General features: G+C 72.5%; 16 protein-coding genes. 9 read left to right on the plus strand and 7 right to left on the minus strand.

The window, feature by feature from the left end:
• The first annotated feature begins 115 nt into the window (after positions 1-115).
• The 4 genes from ACZ4V6_RS12840 to ACZ4V6_RS12855 all read left to right on the plus strand — a co-directional run bounded on the left by ACZ4V6_RS12840 (position 116) and on the right by ACZ4V6_RS12855 (position 3,521).
• Positions 116-1,054 carry an AurF N-oxygenase family protein gene (locus ACZ4V6_RS12840; RefSeq protein WP_467825926.1) on the plus strand — a complete coding sequence of 313 codons (939 nt, stop codon included), beginning with the start codon at positions 116-118 and terminating at the stop codon, positions 1,052-1,054.
• A 246-nt stretch (positions 1,055-1,300) separates the two neighbouring features.
• Complete coding sequence (locus ACZ4V6_RS12845; protein WP_467825929.1) at positions 1,301-1,954, plus strand: TetR/AcrR family transcriptional regulator; 654 nt, start codon at positions 1,301-1,303, stop codon at positions 1,952-1,954.
• Between the two features lie 10 nt (positions 1,955-1,964).
• Entirely contained in the window at positions 1,965-2,261 is a 297-nt protein-coding gene (locus ACZ4V6_RS12850) for a hypothetical protein (protein WP_467825932.1), read from the plus strand.
• A 105-nt stretch (positions 2,262-2,366) separates the two neighbouring features.
• Entirely contained in the window at positions 2,367-3,521 is a 1,155-nt protein-coding gene (locus ACZ4V6_RS12855) for a C40 family peptidase (RefSeq protein ID WP_467825934.1), read from the plus strand.
• Here ACZ4V6_RS12855 and ACZ4V6_RS12860 read toward each other — a convergent pair.
• Genes ACZ4V6_RS12860 through ACZ4V6_RS12880 form a run of 5 tightly spaced genes read right to left on the minus strand, consistent with a single transcriptional unit; the run spans position 3,485 to position 9,408 of the window.
• Positions 3,485-4,747 (minus strand): styrene monooxygenase/indole monooxygenase family protein, encoded by a 1,263-nt coding sequence (locus tag ACZ4V6_RS12860; RefSeq protein WP_467825936.1) that lies wholly within the window; start codon positions 4,745-4,747, stop codon positions 3,485-3,487. The two genes, ACZ4V6_RS12855 and ACZ4V6_RS12860, sit on opposite strands and share 37 nt — an antisense overlap.
• Positions 4,748-4,762: 15 nt before the next feature.
• A complete protein-coding gene (locus tag ACZ4V6_RS12865) occupies positions 4,763-5,404 on the minus strand; it encodes a GTP-binding protein (protein ID WP_467825938.1) in 642 nt (213 codons plus the stop codon).
• Positions 5,385-5,834 carry a DUF742 domain-containing protein gene (locus ACZ4V6_RS12870; protein ID WP_467825940.1) on the minus strand — a complete coding sequence of 150 codons (450 nt, stop codon included), beginning with the start codon at positions 5,832-5,834 and terminating at the stop codon, positions 5,385-5,387. The genes ACZ4V6_RS12865 and ACZ4V6_RS12870 overlap by 20 nt, the downstream gene beginning before the upstream one ends.
• Entirely contained in the window at positions 5,831-6,334 is a 504-nt protein-coding gene (locus ACZ4V6_RS12875; RefSeq protein ID WP_467825943.1) for a roadblock/LC7 domain-containing protein, read from the minus strand. Before ACZ4V6_RS12875 ends, ACZ4V6_RS12870 begins: the two co-directional genes overlap by 4 nt.
• Entirely contained in the window at positions 6,331-9,408 is a 3,078-nt protein-coding gene (locus tag ACZ4V6_RS12880; protein WP_467825945.1) for a sensor histidine kinase, read from the minus strand. The genes ACZ4V6_RS12875 and ACZ4V6_RS12880 overlap by 4 nt, the downstream gene beginning before the upstream one ends.
• A 440-nt stretch (positions 9,409-9,848) precedes the next feature.
• Here ACZ4V6_RS12880 and ACZ4V6_RS12885 point away from each other — a divergent pair, with 440 nt between their 5' ends.
• On the plus strand, positions 9,849-10,640 hold the full coding sequence (locus tag ACZ4V6_RS12885) for a protein phosphatase 2C domain-containing protein (RefSeq protein WP_467825948.1): 792 nt from the start codon (positions 9,849-9,851) through the stop codon (positions 10,638-10,640).
• Between the two features lie 17 nt (positions 10,641-10,657).
• Here the strand turns inward: ACZ4V6_RS12885 and ACZ4V6_RS12890 are convergent, their stop codons facing one another.
• Positions 10,658-11,152 carry a MarR family winged helix-turn-helix transcriptional regulator gene (locus tag ACZ4V6_RS12890; RefSeq protein WP_467825950.1) on the minus strand — a complete coding sequence of 165 codons (495 nt, stop codon included), beginning with the start codon at positions 11,150-11,152 and terminating at the stop codon, positions 10,658-10,660.
• A 240-nt stretch (positions 11,153-11,392) separates the two neighbouring features.
• Here ACZ4V6_RS12890 and ACZ4V6_RS12895 point away from each other — a divergent pair, with 240 nt between their 5' ends.
• On the plus strand, positions 11,393-12,211 hold the full coding sequence (locus ACZ4V6_RS12895) for a lysozyme (protein WP_467825953.1): 819 nt from the start codon (positions 11,393-11,395) through the stop codon (positions 12,209-12,211).
• Between the two features lie 189 nt (positions 12,212-12,400).
• Here the strand turns inward: ACZ4V6_RS12895 and lon are convergent, their stop codons facing one another.
• A complete protein-coding gene (lon, locus tag ACZ4V6_RS12900; RefSeq protein ID WP_467825956.1) occupies positions 12,401-14,824 on the minus strand; it encodes an endopeptidase La in 2,424 nt (807 codons plus the stop codon).
• A gap of 184 nt (positions 14,825-15,008) precedes the next feature.
• Between lon and ACZ4V6_RS12905 the strand changes: the two genes are divergently transcribed.
• The 3 genes from ACZ4V6_RS12905 (at position 15,009) to ACZ4V6_RS12915 (ending at position 17,658) form a co-directional block, all read left to right on the plus strand.
• Positions 15,009-15,698, plus strand: coding sequence for a spermine/spermidine synthase domain-containing protein (locus tag ACZ4V6_RS12905; RefSeq protein WP_467825958.1), 690 nt, complete (start codon positions 15,009-15,011; stop codon positions 15,696-15,698).
• A gap of 113 nt (positions 15,699-15,811) precedes the next feature.
• On the plus strand, positions 15,812-16,552 hold the full coding sequence (locus tag ACZ4V6_RS12910) for a response regulator transcription factor (protein ID WP_043380000.1): 741 nt from the start codon (positions 15,812-15,814) through the stop codon (positions 16,550-16,552).
• Positions 16,549-17,658, plus strand: a complete 1,110-nt coding sequence (locus tag ACZ4V6_RS12915) for a sensor histidine kinase (RefSeq protein WP_467825961.1) — start codon at positions 16,549-16,551, stop codon at positions 17,656-17,658. The genes ACZ4V6_RS12910 and ACZ4V6_RS12915 overlap by 4 nt, the downstream gene beginning before the upstream one ends.
• Positions 17,659-17,682: the final 24 nt, after the last annotated feature.

Here is a 17,682-nt window from a genome sequence, read left to right on the forward strand (position 1 = left end):
CTCACTTCTTTACTCGCGGTCAACAAGTTCCGCCCAGGGGATTGACGAGCTTGCTGACAGGCAGTCTCATAAGACGAGTGAGTGACCGCGGGTAACACGAAGAGGTGGGACAGCCATGACGACCCTGACGGAAGCCGACGCGCTCGACGGTCTGCGCGACGCGCTCGGCCTGCTCAAGGACCGGGAGCAGGTGGCCGAACGGCTCCTCGACTCGTCCGCCAAGCACTCCTTCGACCCGGACAAGGAACTGGACTGGGACGCGCCCTTCGAGGAGGGCAAGTGGTTCTGGCCGCCGGAGCTGGTGTCGCTGTACGACACCCCGATGTGGAAGCGGATGAGCGAGGAGCAGCGCATCCTGCTCTCCCAGCACGAGTCCGCGGCGCTCGCCTCGCTCGGCATCTGGTTCGAGCTGATCCTCATGCAGCTGCTGGTGCGGCACATCTACGACAAGGCGGCGACGAGCGCGCACGTGCGGTACGCGCTCACCGAGATCGAGGACGAGTGCCGGCACTCCAAGATGTTCGCCCGGCTGATATCCCGCGGTGAGACCCCGTGGTACCCGGTCAGCCCGGTCCACCAGCACCTGGGCCGCCTGTTCAAGACGATCTCCACCACGCCCGGCTCCTTCACCGCCACGCTGCTCGGCGAGGAGGTCCTGGACTGGATGCAGCGGCTGACCTTCCCGGACGAGCGGATCCAGCCGCTGATCCGGGGCGTCACGCGCATCCACGTCGTGGAGGAGGCCCGGCACGTGCGCTACGCCCGCGAGGAGCTGCGCCGCCAGATGGTGACGGCCCCGAAGTGGTCGCAGGAGTTCACCCGGATCACCTCCGGCGAGTTCGCCCGCGTCTTCTCCGTCGCCTTCGTCAACCCCGAGGTCTACGCGAACGTCGGCCTGGACAAGCGCGAGGCCATGGCCCAGGTCAAGGCCAGCGGCCACCGCAAGGAGATCATGCAGACCGGCGCGAAGCGCCTGACCGACTTCCTGGACGACATCGGCGTCCTGCGCGGAGTGGGCCGCCGTCTGTGGAAGTCCTCGGGCCTGCTGGCGTAGCCCCGCAGCCGGCCCCCTGCGCTGCGGGCGGCCGCGCCTCTGCCCGTGCCGCCCCTGGGAGGCGCCCCCAGGGGCGGCGCGGGTGGGCGGTGGGGCCCCCGCGCGGGCGCAGCCGGGCGTGGGGGAGGCGCCCCGGCAGCGCCGGGCCGCGGGACACGCCCCGCCGCACCCGACGGCACGTTTCGGACACCGCCCGCTCCCCCGCCCCCCTGAGCCGCGCCCGGCGGAGCGATTACGCTGCGGTCCATGACCCCGCAGGCCCCCACCCCCGCCTACCGCCGGCTCAGCGTCGAGGAGCGCCGCGGCCAGCTGCTCGACGCCGCGCTCGCCCTCTTCGCCCACCGGCCGCCGCAGGAGGTCTCCCTCGACGACGTCGCGGAGCAGGCCGGGGTCTCGCGCCCACTGGTGTACCGGTACTTCCCCGGCGGCAAGCAGCAGCTCTACGAGGCCGCCCTCAGGTCGGCCGCCGACGAGCTGCGGCAGTGCTTCGACGAACCCCGCGAGGGACCGCTGCTGACCCGGCTGTCCCGCGCCCTGGACCGCTACCTGGCCTTCGTCGACCAGCACGACACCGGCTTCAGCGCCCTGCTGCGGGGCGGCAGCGTGGCCGAGACCTCGCGGACGTCGGCCATCGTGGACGGCGTGCGCCGGGCCGCCGCCGAGCACATCATGAGCCACCTGGAGGCCGCCGGCCCCGGCCCCCGGCTGCGGATGACCGTGCGGATGTGGATCACCGCGGTGGAGGCGGCCTCGCTGATCTGGCTGGACGAGGGCAAGCAGCCGCCCGTCGACGAGCTGCGGGACTGGCTCGTGGAGCAGTTCCTGGCCGTGCTGTCGGTCACCGCGCGGCGCGACCCGCAGACCGCGGCGCTGGTCGGGGCGCTGGCGGAGGATGTCTGACACTGGTGCCGTGAAGAGCGAAGACACCCCCTTCGAGGGCGGCCCCATGGACGGGCGCGTGCTGCCGGTCCTGGTGGGACCGACCGGGCACCCGCCGAAGACGTACCGCATCCCCGTACCGGCCCCGGACGGCGGGCCGCCCACCGTGCTCGTCTACCGGCGCGTGCCGCGCTCGGCCGGGGGGAAGGTGTTCGCCCGCTGGAAGTACGTGCACGACCCCGAGGGGGGAGCGAGGACCCGCCTGCGCTGGCCGTGGTCCCGTCCGGACGCCACGCCGGGCGGCAAGCCGGACGACGCCGACGGGTGACGTCGTTGCGCCGAACCGCGCACATTCGACGCGCGGATTCCGGAAGACGGCCCGATGCTCGCGGTGCGGAGCGGACGAAGGTGCCGCCGCACCGGAGGTGACAACGTGTCAGGAAGGCTTCTCCGTCTGGTCTGTACGGCGGCGGTGACGGCGGGGATCGCCCTCGCGCCCGTGCCCGCCGGGGCGGAACCCGCCCCCGCGCCGGGCGAGCGTTCCGTGGCCGAGCTGCTGACGGACCTTCAGGGTCTGTACCGGGAGGCCGAGAAGGCCACGGAGGCCTACAACGGCACCGAGGAGAAGCTGACGAAACAGCGTGCGAAGGTGCAGCGGCTGGAGACCGAGCTGGCCAGGACCCGGCTGTCCCTGAGCGAGGGCCGTGGCGCGGTGGGCCGGCTGGCCCGGCAGCAGTACCAGAACAGCGGCGGCCTCTCCCCCTACCTGCGGCTGCTGCTGGCCCGCGATCCCCAGCACGCGCTCGACCAGGGGCACGTGATCGGGCGGCTGGCCCGGGAGCGCGTCGGAACGGTGGACCGCCTGGCCGACCACGAGAAGAAGGCCGACGACCTGGCCCGCCGGGCCCGCGAGGCCCTCGACGAGCAGGTCGCCCTCGCCGAACGGCAGAGGAAGGACCGGGACGGCGTACGCGTGCGGCTGCGCGCCGTGGAGGAACTGCTCGCCTCGCTCAGCGCCGAACAGCTGGCCGAACTGGCCGCCGCCGAGGAGAAGGGCGTGGCCGAGGCCCAGGAGCGGTTCCTGGCGTCCGGCGCGACCGGCGACGACGGCAGGCCGTCCGCGGAGGGCGACCGGGCGGTGCGCTTCGCGGTGGAGCAGCTCGGCAAGCCGTACCAGTGGGGCGCGGAGGGCCCGGCGTCGTACGACTGCTCGGGGCTGACCTCCGTGGCCTGGGAGCGGGCCGGGACGCCGATCCCGCGGACCAGCCAGGAACAGTGGGCGCGGCTGAAGCGCGTCCCGCTGGACCGGCTGCGCCCCGGCGACCTGGTCGTCTACTTCCCCGAGGCCACCCACGTGGCGATGTACGTCGGCGACGGCCTGGTCGTCCAGGCCCCGCGGCCGGGTGCCGAGGTCAAGGTGTCACCGATCGCGGCCAACCCGGTGCTGGGCGCCGTACGGCCCGATCCCCTGGGGAGGCCTCTGCCGCGGTACACGCCGCCGAGGCTCCCGGCAGGGGCGGCGGGAGGATCCGACGAGGGGTACGCCGCGGCTCACGCGCCGGCCGCGCCGGAGACCTCCATCAGGTAGGCCTCGGTCTTCTTCGGGTCGTAGAAGAAGTTCTCGAAGTCCGCCGGGTTGTTGAACCCGTTGGCGAAGCGGTCGGCGACCGGCTGGAGCTGGCCGGCCGCGCCGATCAGGTTCAGGACGTGCTCGGGCGGCGGGGCGAGCATGGTGTTCGTCCACTTGGTGACGTGCTGGGCCGTCTCCCAGTAGCGGTCGAAGGTCTGCTGCATCCAGGCCTCGTCGAACTCCTTGTCGCCGTGCTCGAGGATCGAGGCGAGGTAGGAGGCGGCGCACTTGGAGGCCGAGTTGGAGCCCTGCCCGGTGATCGGGTCGTTGGCGACGACCACGTCGGCGACCCCGAGGACCGCGCCGCCGCCGGGGAGACGGCCGATGGGGTTGCGGACGGTGGGGGCGTAGCGGCCGGCGAGGGTCCCGCCGGCGTCGGTCAGCTCGACCTTGGTGGCCCGCGCGTACTCCCAGGGGAGGAACTTCTCCATGAGTTCCAGGGTCAGGGAGAGGTGCTCCGAGGGGTCCTTCACGTCCTTGAAGACGTCGAGCGGGCCGCCGGGTATGCCCTCCCAGAACAGGATGTCGGCGCGGCCGGAGGTGGTGACGGTGGGCATGATGAACATCTCGCCGACGCCGGGCACCAGGTTGCAGCGGACGGCCTCCGTGTCCGGGTGCTCCGGACGCGGGCCCAGTCCGTGGACGTAGGCGACGGCGAGGGCGCGCTGTGGCGTGCTGTACGGGGAGCGGGAGGCGTCCCGGCCGAACATCTGCACCAGCTCGCCCTTGCCGGCGGAGACGAGGACGAGGTCGTAGGCGCGGGAGAAGTAGTCCAGGTCGCCGACGGCCACGCCGTGGATGACGAGCTGGCCGCCGCGCTGCGCGAAGGTCTCCATCCAGCCGGCCATCTTCACCCGCTGGTCGACCGACTGCGCGAAGCCGTCGAGCCGGCCCAGCCAGTCGATCGCCCGCTGCGAGGGGCCCGGGTCGAAGGAGCCGGGGGCCGCCACCGAGACGCCGAGTCCCTGGATCTTCGGGGCCTGGGACTCCCAGAAGTTCAGCTGGAGATCGCGCTCGTGCTGGAGTGCCGTGTGGAACATGCACTGCGTCGACATGACCCGGCCCGTGCGGATCTCGTCCGCGGTCCGGTTGGACATCAGGGTGACCTCGTAGCCGTGCGACTGGAGGCCGAGGGCGAGCTGGAGACCGGACTGGCCGGCTCCGACGACGAGTATCTTCCGCATGCGGGGTTACGTCTCCTACTCGGGGGTTTCGTCGAGCGCGTGGCCCACGAGGGACAAGAGGGTCTCGATGGCCGAGATCCGGCGGCGCGCATCCATGATCATTACAGGTATGTGCGCGGGGATCGTCAACGCCTCCCGCACGTCCTCCGCCTCGAACCGCTCGCTGCCGTCGAAGTGGTTCACCGCGACGACGTACGGCAGTCCGCAGCTCTCGAAGTAGTCCAGCGCCGGGAAGCAGTCCTTCAGGCGGCGGGTGTCGGCCATGACGACGGCGCCGATCGCGCCGCGCACCAGGTCGTCCCACATGAACCAGAACCGCTGCTGGCCCGGCGTGCCGAACAGGTAGAGCACCAGGTCGTCGTCGAGCGTGATGCGGCCGAAGTCCATGGCCACGGTGGTGGTGACCTTGTCCGGGGTGGCGGTGAGGTCGTCGGTGTCCTCGCTCGCCTCGGTCATCAGTGCCTCAGTCTGCAGAGGCGTGATCTCCGAGACGGCGGTGACCAGCGTGGTCTTGCCGACGCCGAAGCCGCCCGCCACGACGATCTTCGTCGCGATCGGCGCACGGGTGCGGTCCGTCTGCCAGGGCTGCAGGGTCTCGTCCGGGTCGACGAGGGGGGAGACGCCGTAGGCGGCGGCGTCAGAGACGACGGAGTCCACTGAGCACCCTTTCGAGCAGAGCGCGGTCCGGGCGGCCCGTGCCATGGCCGGTTCCGGTGCCGTACACACGGATCTTTCCCTGGTCCGCGAGGTCGCTGAGGAGCACGCGGACCACGCCGAGCGGCATCTTCAGCAGCGCGGCGATCTCGGCCACCGTACGCATACGGCGGCACAGTTCGACGATGGCCCGCATCTCCGGCATCACGCGGGAGGTGAGACCGCCGTTGGTCAGTTCTTTCCGCTCCGCGGCCGCTTCGAGCGCGGCGGTGCCCGCGGTGGCGCCGACGAACGTCTCGACGAGCAGGACGTGGCCGAAGCGGGTGCGGCCGCCGGTGAGCGAGTAGGGGCGGACGCGGGCGGGCCTGCGGTCCGCGCCGCGCACGGGGAGGCTCTTCGGGTGCTTCGGCTTCCTGCCGGGATCACTGCTCATCGGGCGCCCTCCGTCGACTCGGACTCCAGCGACTTCCGCAGTTCGCTGCGGAGTTCGGGGGTCAGGACGTGGCCGGCGCGGCCGACGAACAGCGCCATGTGGTAGGCGAGGACGCTCATGTCGGCGTCCGCGGAGCCGTGCACACCGAGCAGCGAGCCGTCGCTGATGGACATCACGAACAGGCTGCCCTCGTCCATGGCGACCATCGTGTGCTTCACGTTGCCGAAGTCCATCAGCCGGGCGGCGCCGACGGTCAGGCTGCCCACGCCGGAGACGACGGTGGCGAGGTCGGCTGCGGAGCCGCGCGGGCCGGTGCGCCGCTCGCCCCGCGCCACCCGGGCCTCCTCGTTCCTGTCCTGGTCGGAGGAGAGCAGGAGCAGGCCGTCGGAGGAGACCACGGCGACGGACAGGATGCCGGGGACCTCCTCGACGAGGTTGGTCAGCAGCCAGTGCAGATTACGGGCTTCACTGCTCAGTCCGAACGTACTGGGAGCGGTCAACTGCTTGCCTCCTCGACAGTGCCCCCCGTGGCTTCTTCGGTCGTCCCAGCGGCCGGCGGCGCCTGGTTCTGGTCCGTCCGCTCGGCGATCTCCGCCTCGACGTCGCGCCGCCCGGCCTCCGCCCCCCGGCGGAACCCTCCCAGGCGGCGGCGCAGCGCCTCGGCGTCGACGGAACCCGCCGTGCGCGGCCGTGGGACCGCGGCGGGTGTGGTGAGTTTCGGGGTCCGCTTGGGCAGACCCTTGGCGGTGACGGGGTCACCGTCCGGCTCGGCGCCCTCGTCCGCGCTGCGTTCGTGGACGTCGGGGCCGATGGCGTAGGGGCCGGCGGGAGCGGGGTGCTCCTGCGGGACGGGGGTCTCCTCCCGGGCGGGGTTCTCCTCCGGGGCGGGGTTCTCCTCCGGGGCGGGCACGGGCGCCGGGGGCGGAGTCGGCGCCTGGGACCCGGGCCCGGGCTGAGGCTGGGCCTGTGCCGGGAGCAGGAGTTCCATCGTGGTGTCGTCGGGGAAGTCCCTGACACCACGCGTCCTCCCGGTCTCCGGAGCCTCCTCGGTCCCGGGAGTCTCCTCCGCCCTGGAAGCCTGCTGCGTCTCGAAAGCCTCACGCGCCTCAGCGGCCTCCGTGGCCTCGTCGGCGGGCCCCTGCGGGGCGGCGCCCGGCACCGGCTCGGCCACCGCGGTGGCCGCCGCCCCCGTCTCCGCCGGCCCGGCGGTGTCCGCCGCCTCCGCCACCGGTTCCGTCTCCGCCACCGGTTCCGCTCCGGCCTCCGCCTCCGCACGCCGTACGGCCTGTTCCGCCGAGGCCACCAGCGGGTCGACCTCCTGCCGCGCCCCCTTCTCCGCACGGCCGTGCAGGACGTTGGAGTTGGCCTCCGCGCCGGCACCCGGCAGGGTGAAGGAGCCCGTGCCCTCGGACACCGGCGCGACCGGGGCGAGGGCCGCCGGGGGCGCCGCCGCGAGCAGCGTGCCCGGCAGGACCACGACGGCCGCGACCCCGCCCTGCTTCTGCTCCCGCAGCCGCACGCGCGCCCCGTGCCGGTGGGCGAGCCGGGCCACCACGTACAGGCCGAGCCCGAGCCCGTCCTCGCCCTCCTGGTCGTAGGGCGCTTCCGGGTCGAAGTCGGTGAGGCGGGCGTTGAGCCGCTGGAGCCGCTCGGTGGCCATGCCGATGCCCTCGTCCTGGACGGAGAGCATCACCTCGCCGTTCTCCAGCAGCCAGCCGGAGACCTCTACGGGCAGGTCGGGCGGCGAGAAGGAGGTGGCGTTCTCCATCAGCTCGGCGAGCAGGTGGGAGAGGTCGTCGGCGGCGAATCCGGCCACGTGCGCGTGCGGTGGCAGCGCGGCGATGCGCACCCGTTCGTACCGCTCGATCTCGCTGACCGCGGCCCGGACCACGTCGACCAGCGGCACCGGGCCGGCGCTGTGCTGGATGTGTTCGGTGCCGGCCAGCACGAGGAGGTTCTCGCTGTGCCGGCGCATGACCGTGGCGAAGTGGTCGAGCTTGAACAGGGTGGCGAGGCGCTCCGGGTCCTGCTCGCGCTCCTCCAGGCTCTCGATGACGGCGAGCTGCCGCTCGACCAGGCCGAGGGTGCGCAGCGCGAGGTTGACGAAGGTGGAGCCGATGCTCTTGCGGACGACCTCCAGCTGGGCGGCGGACTCGGCGAGTTCGGCGCGCAGTTCCTCGCGGGCGTCGGCCATCTTCTGCCGCTGGCCGACCAGGTGCTTGCGGTCGGCCTCCAGCGTGTTGACGCGCTCGGCGAGGGTGGCGGCGTGCGCGTGCAGGGCGTTGACGGAGCGGACCACCTGGGCGAACTCGTCGTTGCGGCCGGTGAAGGCCACCGGCTCCTCGGTGGAGGGGTCCGGCGCCGCGGCGAGCCGGGCCGAGCCGCGGCGCAGCACCGAGAGGGGGCGGGTGAGGGTGCGGGCCATGGCGGTGGCGATGCCGAGGGCGAGCAGGATCAGCGCGCCGAGGGCGGCGATCCGGACCTCCAGCGCGGTCACGTCGTCGTCGCGCAGCTGCTCGAGCGCCCGGGTGCGCTTGTCGTACAGGGCGGACTCGGCGCCGCGCATGGCGTCGATCCGGGCGGAGAGCGCGGCGTCCAGCTTCTTGACCGAGGTGCCGAGGTCGTCGTCGGAGAGGGTGGGCTGGTCGGTGAGGTCGGCGAGGTACTTCTCGGCGGAGTTGACCTCCGGCCCGGCGACCGTGGCGTCGAAGCTGTCCCGCGCCTCCTTGGGCGCCCCCTCGCGGAAGTCGGCGAGAGCCGCGTCGGAGCGCACCCGGGCCTGCTGGGCGGCGGCGGTGAGGGCGTCGCGCTGCTCGGCTTCGGCGTCCGAGGAGGTGACGGACTCGGCCGGCAGCCCCGTGATCGGGTCGATGACGGTCTCGGTGCTGCTCGGCACGCCGAGGGCCGCGAGCAGCAGTCCCCGGGTGGCGGCGGCCTGCTGGACGGCGGTGTCCAGTTCGGCGAGGGAGTGGGCGCCGGCTCCCGCACGGGGCGGCATCCGCTCGGCCAGTTCCTCGGCCAGGGCGTGGAGCCCGGCGATCGCCTCCGAGTAGGCCTCGTGCGCCTGGAGGGCGGTGCTCTTCCCGGTGAGCGCCGACCGGCGCAGCGCGGCGATGGCGTCGAGGTCCTCGCGCAGGGAGGCGGGCGTGTCGGTGTCGGCGAGGAGTTCCTCCACCTGCCGGTCGACACGGGCGCTGCGCTGCTCGGAGGGGGCCTTGGACTCGGGGCGGCCCGCGGCGACGTAGGGGGTGACCTCGTCCCGCTCGTCGGCGAGGGAGTGGGCGAGGGTCAGCGCGCCCTGGGTCTGCTCGGCGAGCGTCACCAGGTCCTGCGTGTCGTGCAGTCGCCCGGAGGCGGCCACGACCGACGGGGCCCCGGCTCCGGCGACGGCGGCGGCGACGACCGCCACGGCGACGATGAGCCGGTTGCGCACATGGGTGGGGCGGCCCTTGCCTACGGGTGGCGCCTCGGCCACCGGCGTGGAGGGGGTGCCGGGTGTTCGCTCCGCGCTCCCAACGGGGGCCGCCTGCTTGCCTGTGCGACGAGGCCGCGTCTTCTGCACCGGTGCTCGCATTCCTGACTCGTGTACCCGTGGGCCCGGGTGGCGCTCCGTCAACTGACCGGCCGGCGCGTGCACCCTTCCCCAAGCTCTGGGCCGATTCTCCGCCACCGACCGCGCGCCGGACGGGGCGACCCCGTGAGCAGGGCAGGCCCCCTGCCGGTTCCCGACCCTCCCAGTGCCGGTGGGCGGTGGGCGCGCATCACCTGACCCGCCACCCGAAGGAGTGAACCCCGGACGGGAGTTGGTGGGCAAGTTCCGGTGGCTCGTGCCGCGGTCCCGGGCGGTGTGCCGGTTGGACGTCTGCGGCGGGCGATGGCACCATGTGCCGCCACGCGTCGTCGGAGTGAAGCATTCCACCCCAAATCCGGCTGCTGACCTGCGCGACCGCGTCGTTCCGGGGAGGGTTGCCAGCCTTTTGTGGACACCGTGAAGGGGTCGTGCAGACTGGCCGGATGCGTACGGAACTCGTTTCGGAACCGGGCCTCGCCGACCACCCCAACGAGGACTTCGCGAGCGTCGCGCTACCGGCCTCGGGACAGGGTGGTTCACTCGTCGTGCTGGACGGCGTGACACCGCCGAGGAGCGGGACGGGCTGTCTGCATTCCGTACCCTGGTTCACCGCGCGGCTCGGCGGGGCGCTGACCGAACTGACCGTTTCACTCGCGGATGTTCCTCTCTCCGACGTCCTGTCCCGCGCCATCGCGCGTACCTCGACGGCACACGGGGAAAGCTGTGACCTTTCTCACCCTCGCACGCCTCAGGCGACCGTGGTCCTGGCGCGTTGGTCCCCCGACCTGGTCGAGTACCTGGTGCTGTCCGACTCGGTCCTGCTCGTGGAGGCTCCCGACGGCACGGTCACGGCGGTCCTCGACGACCGGCTGGCCCGTCTGCCGCGCTCGGCCCTCGCCACGGACGCGCTGGTGGACGCCGGCTTCCGCAACAAGGAGGGCGGCTTCTTCACGGCCGCGGCCGACCCGGCGGTGGCGGCGCGGGCGGTGACGGGGGTACTGCCGCGCGAAGGGGTGCGGACGCTGGTGGCGCTGACGGACGGGGCCGCGCGCTGGGTGGAGACGTTCCGGGAGGGCGACTGGGCGGACTGCCTCGCCCTGGTGCGCAAGCAGGGCGCGCGGGCACTGGTGGACCGGGTGCGGGAGCTGGAGCGCGGGGACGCGGCGGGGGCACGGGAGTTCCTCGGCCGCAGCAAGACGCACGACGACGCGACGGTGGTGTACGCGGAGCCGTGAGGCGGTCGCTCCCGGCGCTACTTCTCCATGCCCCGGTTGAGTTCGTGCAGCAGGCGGGCCAGTTCGGCCACTTCCCGCGGGTCCCAGTCACCGAGCCGGCGGGCGTAGCGGGCCCGGCGCGCCTCCCGCACCCTGCCGACCCGCTCCTGCCCCTCCGGGGTCAGGGTGACCAGCCAGGCGCGGCCGTCGGCGGGGTCGGGTTCGCGGGCGACAAGGCCGAGTTCCTCCAGGGCGCGCAGCTGGCGGGACATCGTCGCCTTGCCGACGCCGATGTAGGCGGCGAGGTCCGTGGCGCGCTGCCCGCCGGACTCGCCGAGCCGGACGAGAAGGCCGTACGCGGACGACTCCAGGTCGGGGTGGACCTCCCGGGCCATCTCGCCCTGGTTGGCCCGGGCGCGCCGGAACAGGACGGTCAACTCGCGTTCCAGGGCCAGGAACTGCGGTTGGTTCACACCACTGCCGGACGGGCGGGATTCGCCCTGGCGACCGCCGCCGTTTCCGTCTTCGTGCACGTCAGCCCCTGCCTCGATTTTCCCGTTCCTGAAAGTTTCCGCCACGGGCCGCCATCACCGCAGCTCGGCAAGTATTTCGCAGGCTTAGACCAACGGCGGCCCCCTGCCCCTCTTCCCACTCCCCGTTCTACGTGCGTAGCGTCTTCACCGGGTCCGTGAATGGCATGCTCACGCCATTCATGGGTTCTCCCCGCTCACGCAACCCCCACCGAGCACCACCGAGCCATCGGAGGCACGTTCATGCTCGTGCACAGATCCGGATCGGCCCGCGGCCGGCGTCTCGCCGCCACCGGGATTCTGCTCGCCGCCCTCTCCCTCCTCGTCGCCCAGCCCTCGTCGGCCGCCGACGTCCCGCCCCGCGGCTCCGCCCACATGGGCATGGGCGTCCTGGCCCACGACGGGCAGCAGGGCACCCCCGTCCCCGGCGACGCCACCCAGACGGAGGGCGTGGACGTCTCCGGCCACCAGGGCAACGTCGCCTGGTCGACCCTGTGGAACAGCGGGGTCAGGTGGGCCTACGTCAAGGCCACCGAGGGGACCTACTACACGAACCCCTACTTCGCCCAGCAATACAACGGCTCCTACAACGTCGGCATGATCCGCGGCGCGTACCACTTCGCCACCCCGGACACGACGAGCGGCGCCACCCAGGCCAACTACTTCGTCGACCACGGCGGCGGCTGGTCCCGGGACGGCAAGACGCTGCCGGGCGCGCTGGACATCGAGTGGAACCCGTACGGCGCCGCCTGCTACGGCAAGTCGCAGAGCGCGATGGTGACCTGGATCCGGGACTTCCTGAACCAGTACAAGGCCCGCACCGGCCGGGACGCCGTCATCTACACGGCGACCAGCTGGTGGACCCAGTGCACCGGCGACTACGGCGGCTTCGCCGCGAACAACCCGCTGTGGATCGCCCGGTACGCCTCCACGGTGGGGACGCTGCCGGCCGGCTGGGGCTACTACACGATGTGGCAGTACACCTCGTCCGGTCCGACGGTCGGGGACCACGACAAGTTCAACGGCGCCCTGGACCGCGTCCAGGCACTCGCCAACGGCTGAGCGACACCCCCGGCCGGGGGCCCGGGGTTGCCCCCGGACAAACACAGCAACGGCGCCCCGGACCGCGTCCAGGCACTCGCCGACGGCTGAGCACCGGGCCGAGGCGCTCGCCGACGGCCGCCCCGCACAGGGGCCGGGCCCGGGTCCCCGCGCGGGGACCCGGGCCCTCACCTCTCCCGGTCGCGTCCGTCACGCCGCGACCGGAACCTCCGGCTCGGCACCGCTCGTCGCCGGTGCCAGGGCCAGCTCCAGGACCTGGCGGACGTCGGTGACGGCGTGGACGTCGAGCTTGTCCAGCACCTGAGCCGGGACGTCGTCCAGGTCGGGCTCGTTGCGCTTCGGGATGATCACCGTGGTGATCCCGGCCCGGTGCGCGGCGAGCAGCTTCTGCTTCACCCCGCCGATCGGCAGGACCCGGCCGGTCAGCGAGACCTCGCCGGTCATCGCCACGTCGGTGCGGACCAGCCGCCCGGACAACAGCGAGGCCAGCGCCGTCGTCATCGTGATGCCGGCGCTCGGGCCGTCCTTGGGGACCGCGCCCGCCGGGAAGTGGATGTGCACGCCCCGGTCCTTCAGGTCGGCCACCGGCAGCTCCAGCTCGGCGCCGTGGCTGCGCAGGAAGCTCAGCGCGATCTGCGCGGACTCCTTCATCACGTCGCCCAGCTGTCCGGTCAGCGTCAGACCCGCCGCGCCCGTCTCCGGGTCGGCCAGCGACGCCTCGACGTACAGCACGTCGCCGCCCGCGCCGGTGACCGCGAGGCCCGTGGCCACGCCCGGCACCGAGGTGCGCCGCTCGGCGGGGTCCTGCGCGGACTCCGGCACGTGGTGCGGCCGGCCGATCAGGTCGCGCAGGTCGCCGTCGGTGACGGTGAACGGCAGTTCCCGCTCGCCCAGCTCGTGCTGGGCCGCCACCTTGCGCAGCAGCCGCGCGATCGACCGCTCCAGGGTGCGCACGCCGGCCTCGCGGGTGTACTCGCCGGCCAGCCTGCGCAGCGCGCCCTCGTCGATCGTGACCTCGTCCTCGTCCAGACCGGCCCGCTCCAGCTGGCGCGGGAGCAGGTGGTCACGGGCGATGACGATCTTCTCGTCCTCGGTGTAGCCGTCCAGCCGCACGATCTCCATGCGGTCGGCCAGCGCCTCCGGGATCGCCTCCAGCACATTGGCGGTGGCCAGGAAGACGACGTCGGACAGGTCGAGCTCGACCTCCAGGTAGTGGTCCCGGAAGGTGTGGTTCTGGGCCGGGTCGAGGACCTCCAGCAGGGCCGCGGCCGGGTCGCCCCGGAAGTCGGAGCCCACCTTGTCGATCTCGTCCAGGAGCACGACCGGGTTCATCGACCCGGCCTCCTTGATCGCCCGCACGATCCGGCCGGGCAGCGCGCCGACGTACGTACGGCGGTGGCCGCGGATCTCGGCCTCGTCGCGGACACCGCCCAGGGCGACGCGGACGAACTTGCGCCCCATGGCGTGGGCGACGGACTCGCCGAGCGACGTCTTGCCGACGCCGGGCGGCCCCACCAGGGCCAGCACGGCACCGCCGCGCCGGCCGCCGACGACACCGAGGCCGCGGTCGTTGCGCCGCTTGCGCACGGCCAGGTACTCGGTGATCCGTTCCTTCACGTCCTGCAGGCCCGCGTGCTCGGCGTCCAGGACGGCCTGGGCGCCCTGGATGTCGTAGGCGTCCTCGGTGCGCTCGTTCCACGGCATCTCCAGGACCGTGTCGAGCCAGGTGCGGATCCACGAGCCCTCGGGGGACTGGTCGGAGGACCGCTCGAGCTTGTCGACCTCCTTGAGCGCGGCCTCCCGGACCTTCTCGGGCAGGTCGGCGGCCTCGACACGGGCGCGGTAGTCGTCGGACTCCTCGCCCTCCTGCTCGCCGTTGAGCTCCCGCAGTTCCTTGCGGACGGCCTCCAGCTGGCGCCGCAGCAGGAACTCGCGCTGCTGCTTGTCGACGCCCTCCTGGACGTCCTTGGCGATGGTCTCGGCGACCTCCTGCTCGGCGAGGTGGTCGCGCAGCTGCTTCGTGGCGAGCTTGAGGCGGGCCACCGGGTCGGCGGTCTCCAGCAGCTCGACCTTCTGCTCGGTGGTCAGGAACGGCGAGTAGCCGGAGTTGTCGGCGAGCGCCGAGACGTCGTCGATGGCCTGGACGCGGTCCACGACCTGCCAGGCCCCGCGCTTGCGCAGCCAGGCGGTGGCGAGGGCCTTGTACTCCTTGACGAGTTCGGTGACCTGCCCGGGCAGCGGCTCGGGCACGCTCTCGTCGATCCGCGTGCCCTCGACCCACAGCGCGGCACCGGGGCCGGTGGTGCCTGCGCCGATCCTCACCCTGCTCCGGCCCCGGATGAGGGCGCCCGGGTCGCCGTCGGCGAGGCGGCCGACCTGTTCGACCGTGCCGAGGACACCGGTCTTCGCGTAGGTGCCGTCGATGCGCGGCACCAGCAGGACCCGGGGCTTGCCGGGTTCGTCCCTGGCGGCGGCCTGCGCGGCCTCCACCGCGGCCCGCACCTCGGAATCGCTCAGATCCAGCGGGACCACCATCCCGGGCAGCACGATCTCGTCGTCGAGCGGCAGCACGGGCAGGGTGAGCGGTGTGAACGCCGTGGACTCAGCAGCCATGATCTCCCCTTCGGCAGTCAAGTTGAGTTATGCCGACTCAATGCTCGGGAGCCGATGATTGTTCCCGGGACTCTGTTCGCCGTGAGCGATCAAGGGGGCGGTGCCCGGCGGAAGCCGCCCCCACGCACCACAGCACGGCCGGAACCCCGCCCATTCCTCCCACCGGGGGTGCCAGGATGGGCCGATGCCCATCACCTCTTACGACTCCTCCGACACGCCGGAAGTCCTGGACCGTCGCGAGGGCCCGTACGGCGAGGTCGTCCTGCGCCGGCACGGGGCGCTGCTGCAGATCATCGCGAACGGCTGCTTCCTGATGGACACCTCCGACGGACGCTCCGAGCGGCGGCTCGTGGACGCGGCGGCCGAGGCGCTCGACGGGCGCGCGGCGCCGCACGTGCTCATCGGCGGGCTCGGCGTCGGCTTCTCGCTCGTCCACGCGGCCGCCGACCCCCGCTGGGGCCGGATCGCGGTCGTCGAACGCGAACGCGCCGTCATCGACTGGCACCGCGCCGGACCCCTGGCCGAGGTGTCCGCCGGGGCGCTGGCCGACCCGCGCACGGAGATCGTCGAGGCGGATCTGGTGGAGTACGTCAATGAGACTTCCGCCACGTACGACGCGCTGTGCCTCGACATCGACAACGGCCCCGACTGGACCGTCACCGAGGGCAACGACGGGTTGTACTCACCGGCCGGACTCGCGTGCTGCGCAAGGGTGTTGAGGCCCAAAGGGGTGCTCGCCGTATGGTCCGCGCAGCCCTCTCCGGAATTCGAAGAAACCTTGCGTAATGCCGGGTTCCAACAGGTGCGTACCGAAGAGATCCCCGTTGCCCGGGGCGTTCCGGACGTCGTCCACCTCGGCATCGGGCCTGGATAGCAAAGCCGTGGTGCATCCCCGTACGCTGCTGCCCTGACGCCGATCATTCAAGCGTCGAGCGCAGTCATGGGATCACCCCACGGATTCCGGAAAGCACACCTCAGGGGCGGGCGATGGAGCAGACACAGACCTCCCACAACGGCACGGCGACGGCGACCCAGGGCGCACAGCGCCGGGTGCTGGTGGTCGAGGACGACCAGACGATCGTGGACGCCATCGCGACCCGCCTGCGCGCCGAGGGATTCCTGGTGCAAACGGCGGGCGACGGCCCGGCCGCCGTCGACACGGCCGAGGCCTGGCAGCCCGATCTGCTGATCCTCGACATCATGCTGCCCGGCTTCGACGGCCTGGAGGTCTGCCGGCGCGTGCAGGCCCAGCGGCCGGTGCCGGTGCTGATGCTCACCGCGCGCGACGACGAGACGGACATGCTGGTCGGCCTCGGCGTGGGCGCCGACGACTACATGACCAAGCCGTTCTCGATGCGCGAGCTGGCCGCGCGCGTGCACGTGCTGCTGCGCCGGGTGGAGCGGGCCGTCGTGGCCGCCTCGACGCCGCGCAGCGGCATCCTGCGCCTCGGCGAGCTGGAGATCGACCACGCGCAGCGCCGGGTGCGGGTGCGCAGCGAGGACGTCCACCTGACGCCCACCGAGTTCGACCTGCTGGTGTGCCTGGCGAACACCCCGCGCGCGGTGCTCTCCCGCGAGCAGCTGCTGGCCGAGGTCTGGGACTGGGCGGACGCCTCCGGCACCCGGACCGTCGACAGCCACATCAAGGCGCTGCGCCGCAAGATCGGGGCCGAGCGCATCCGCACCGTGCACGGCGTGGGCTACGCGCTGGAGACGCCGACGCCATGAGCGGGGGACGGGAAGCCGCACGGAGGAGCCCCGGGGAACCCTGGGGCGGCGTACGCCCGTTCTCGATCAAGACCAAGCTGGGCGCGCTGGTCGTCACGTCGGTGCTGATCACCACCGGCCTGTCGGTGATCGCGGTGCACACCAAGACGGAGCTGCGCTTCATCACGGTCTTCTCGATGATCGCCACGCTGCTGATCACGCAGTTCGTGGCGCACTCGCTGACCGCGCCGCTGGACGAGATGAACGCCGTGGCCCGGTCCATCTCGCACGGCGACTACACGCGCCGGGTGCGCGAGAACCGCCGCGACGAGCTGGGCGACCTGGCCGTCACGATCAACCGCATGGCCGACGACCTGGAGGCTCAGGACCTCCAGCGCAAGGAGCTGGTGGCGAACGTCTCGCACGAGCTGCGCACCCCCATCGCGGGCCTGCGCGCGGTGCTGGAGAACATCGTCGACGGCGTCACCGAGGCCGACCCGGAGACCATGCGGACCGCGCTCAAGCAGACGGAGCGGCTCGGCCGGCTGGTGGAGACGCTGCTGGACCTGTCCCGCCTGGACAACGGCGTCGTCCCGCTGAGGAAGCGGCGCTTCGAGGTGTGGCCGTACCTGGCGGGCGTGCTGAAGGAGGCCAACATGGTCGCGTCGGCGCGCGCGGGCATCGCCTCCGGGTCCGGCAGCCACACGCGTACCGACGTGCACCTGGCCCTCGACGTGTTCCCGGCCGGCCTGACCGCCCACGCCGACCCCGAGCGCATCCACCAGGTGGTCGCCAACCTCATCGACAACGCGGTCAAGCACAGCCCGCCGCACGGCCGGGTGACGGTCAGGGCGCGGGCCGGGGCACAGCCGGAATCCCTCGAGCTGGAGGTCCTGGACGAGGGGCCCGGCATCCCGCGGTCGGAGTGGCGACGGGTGTTCGAGCGGTTCAACCGGGGTGCGGTGTCCCGGCCGCACGGTCCGGGCAGCGACGGCGGCACCGGGCTCGGTCTGGCGATCGCCCGCTGGGCGGTGGATCTGCACGGCGGCCGGATCGGTGTGGCCGAATCCGAGCGGGGCTGCCGGATTCTCATCACTCTTCCGGGCCTGCCGTCGGCGTCGAGTTGACGTAGGGTTCGAAACGGAACACCA

Source organism: Streptomyces sp. NPDC029152 (assembly GCF_055564355.1).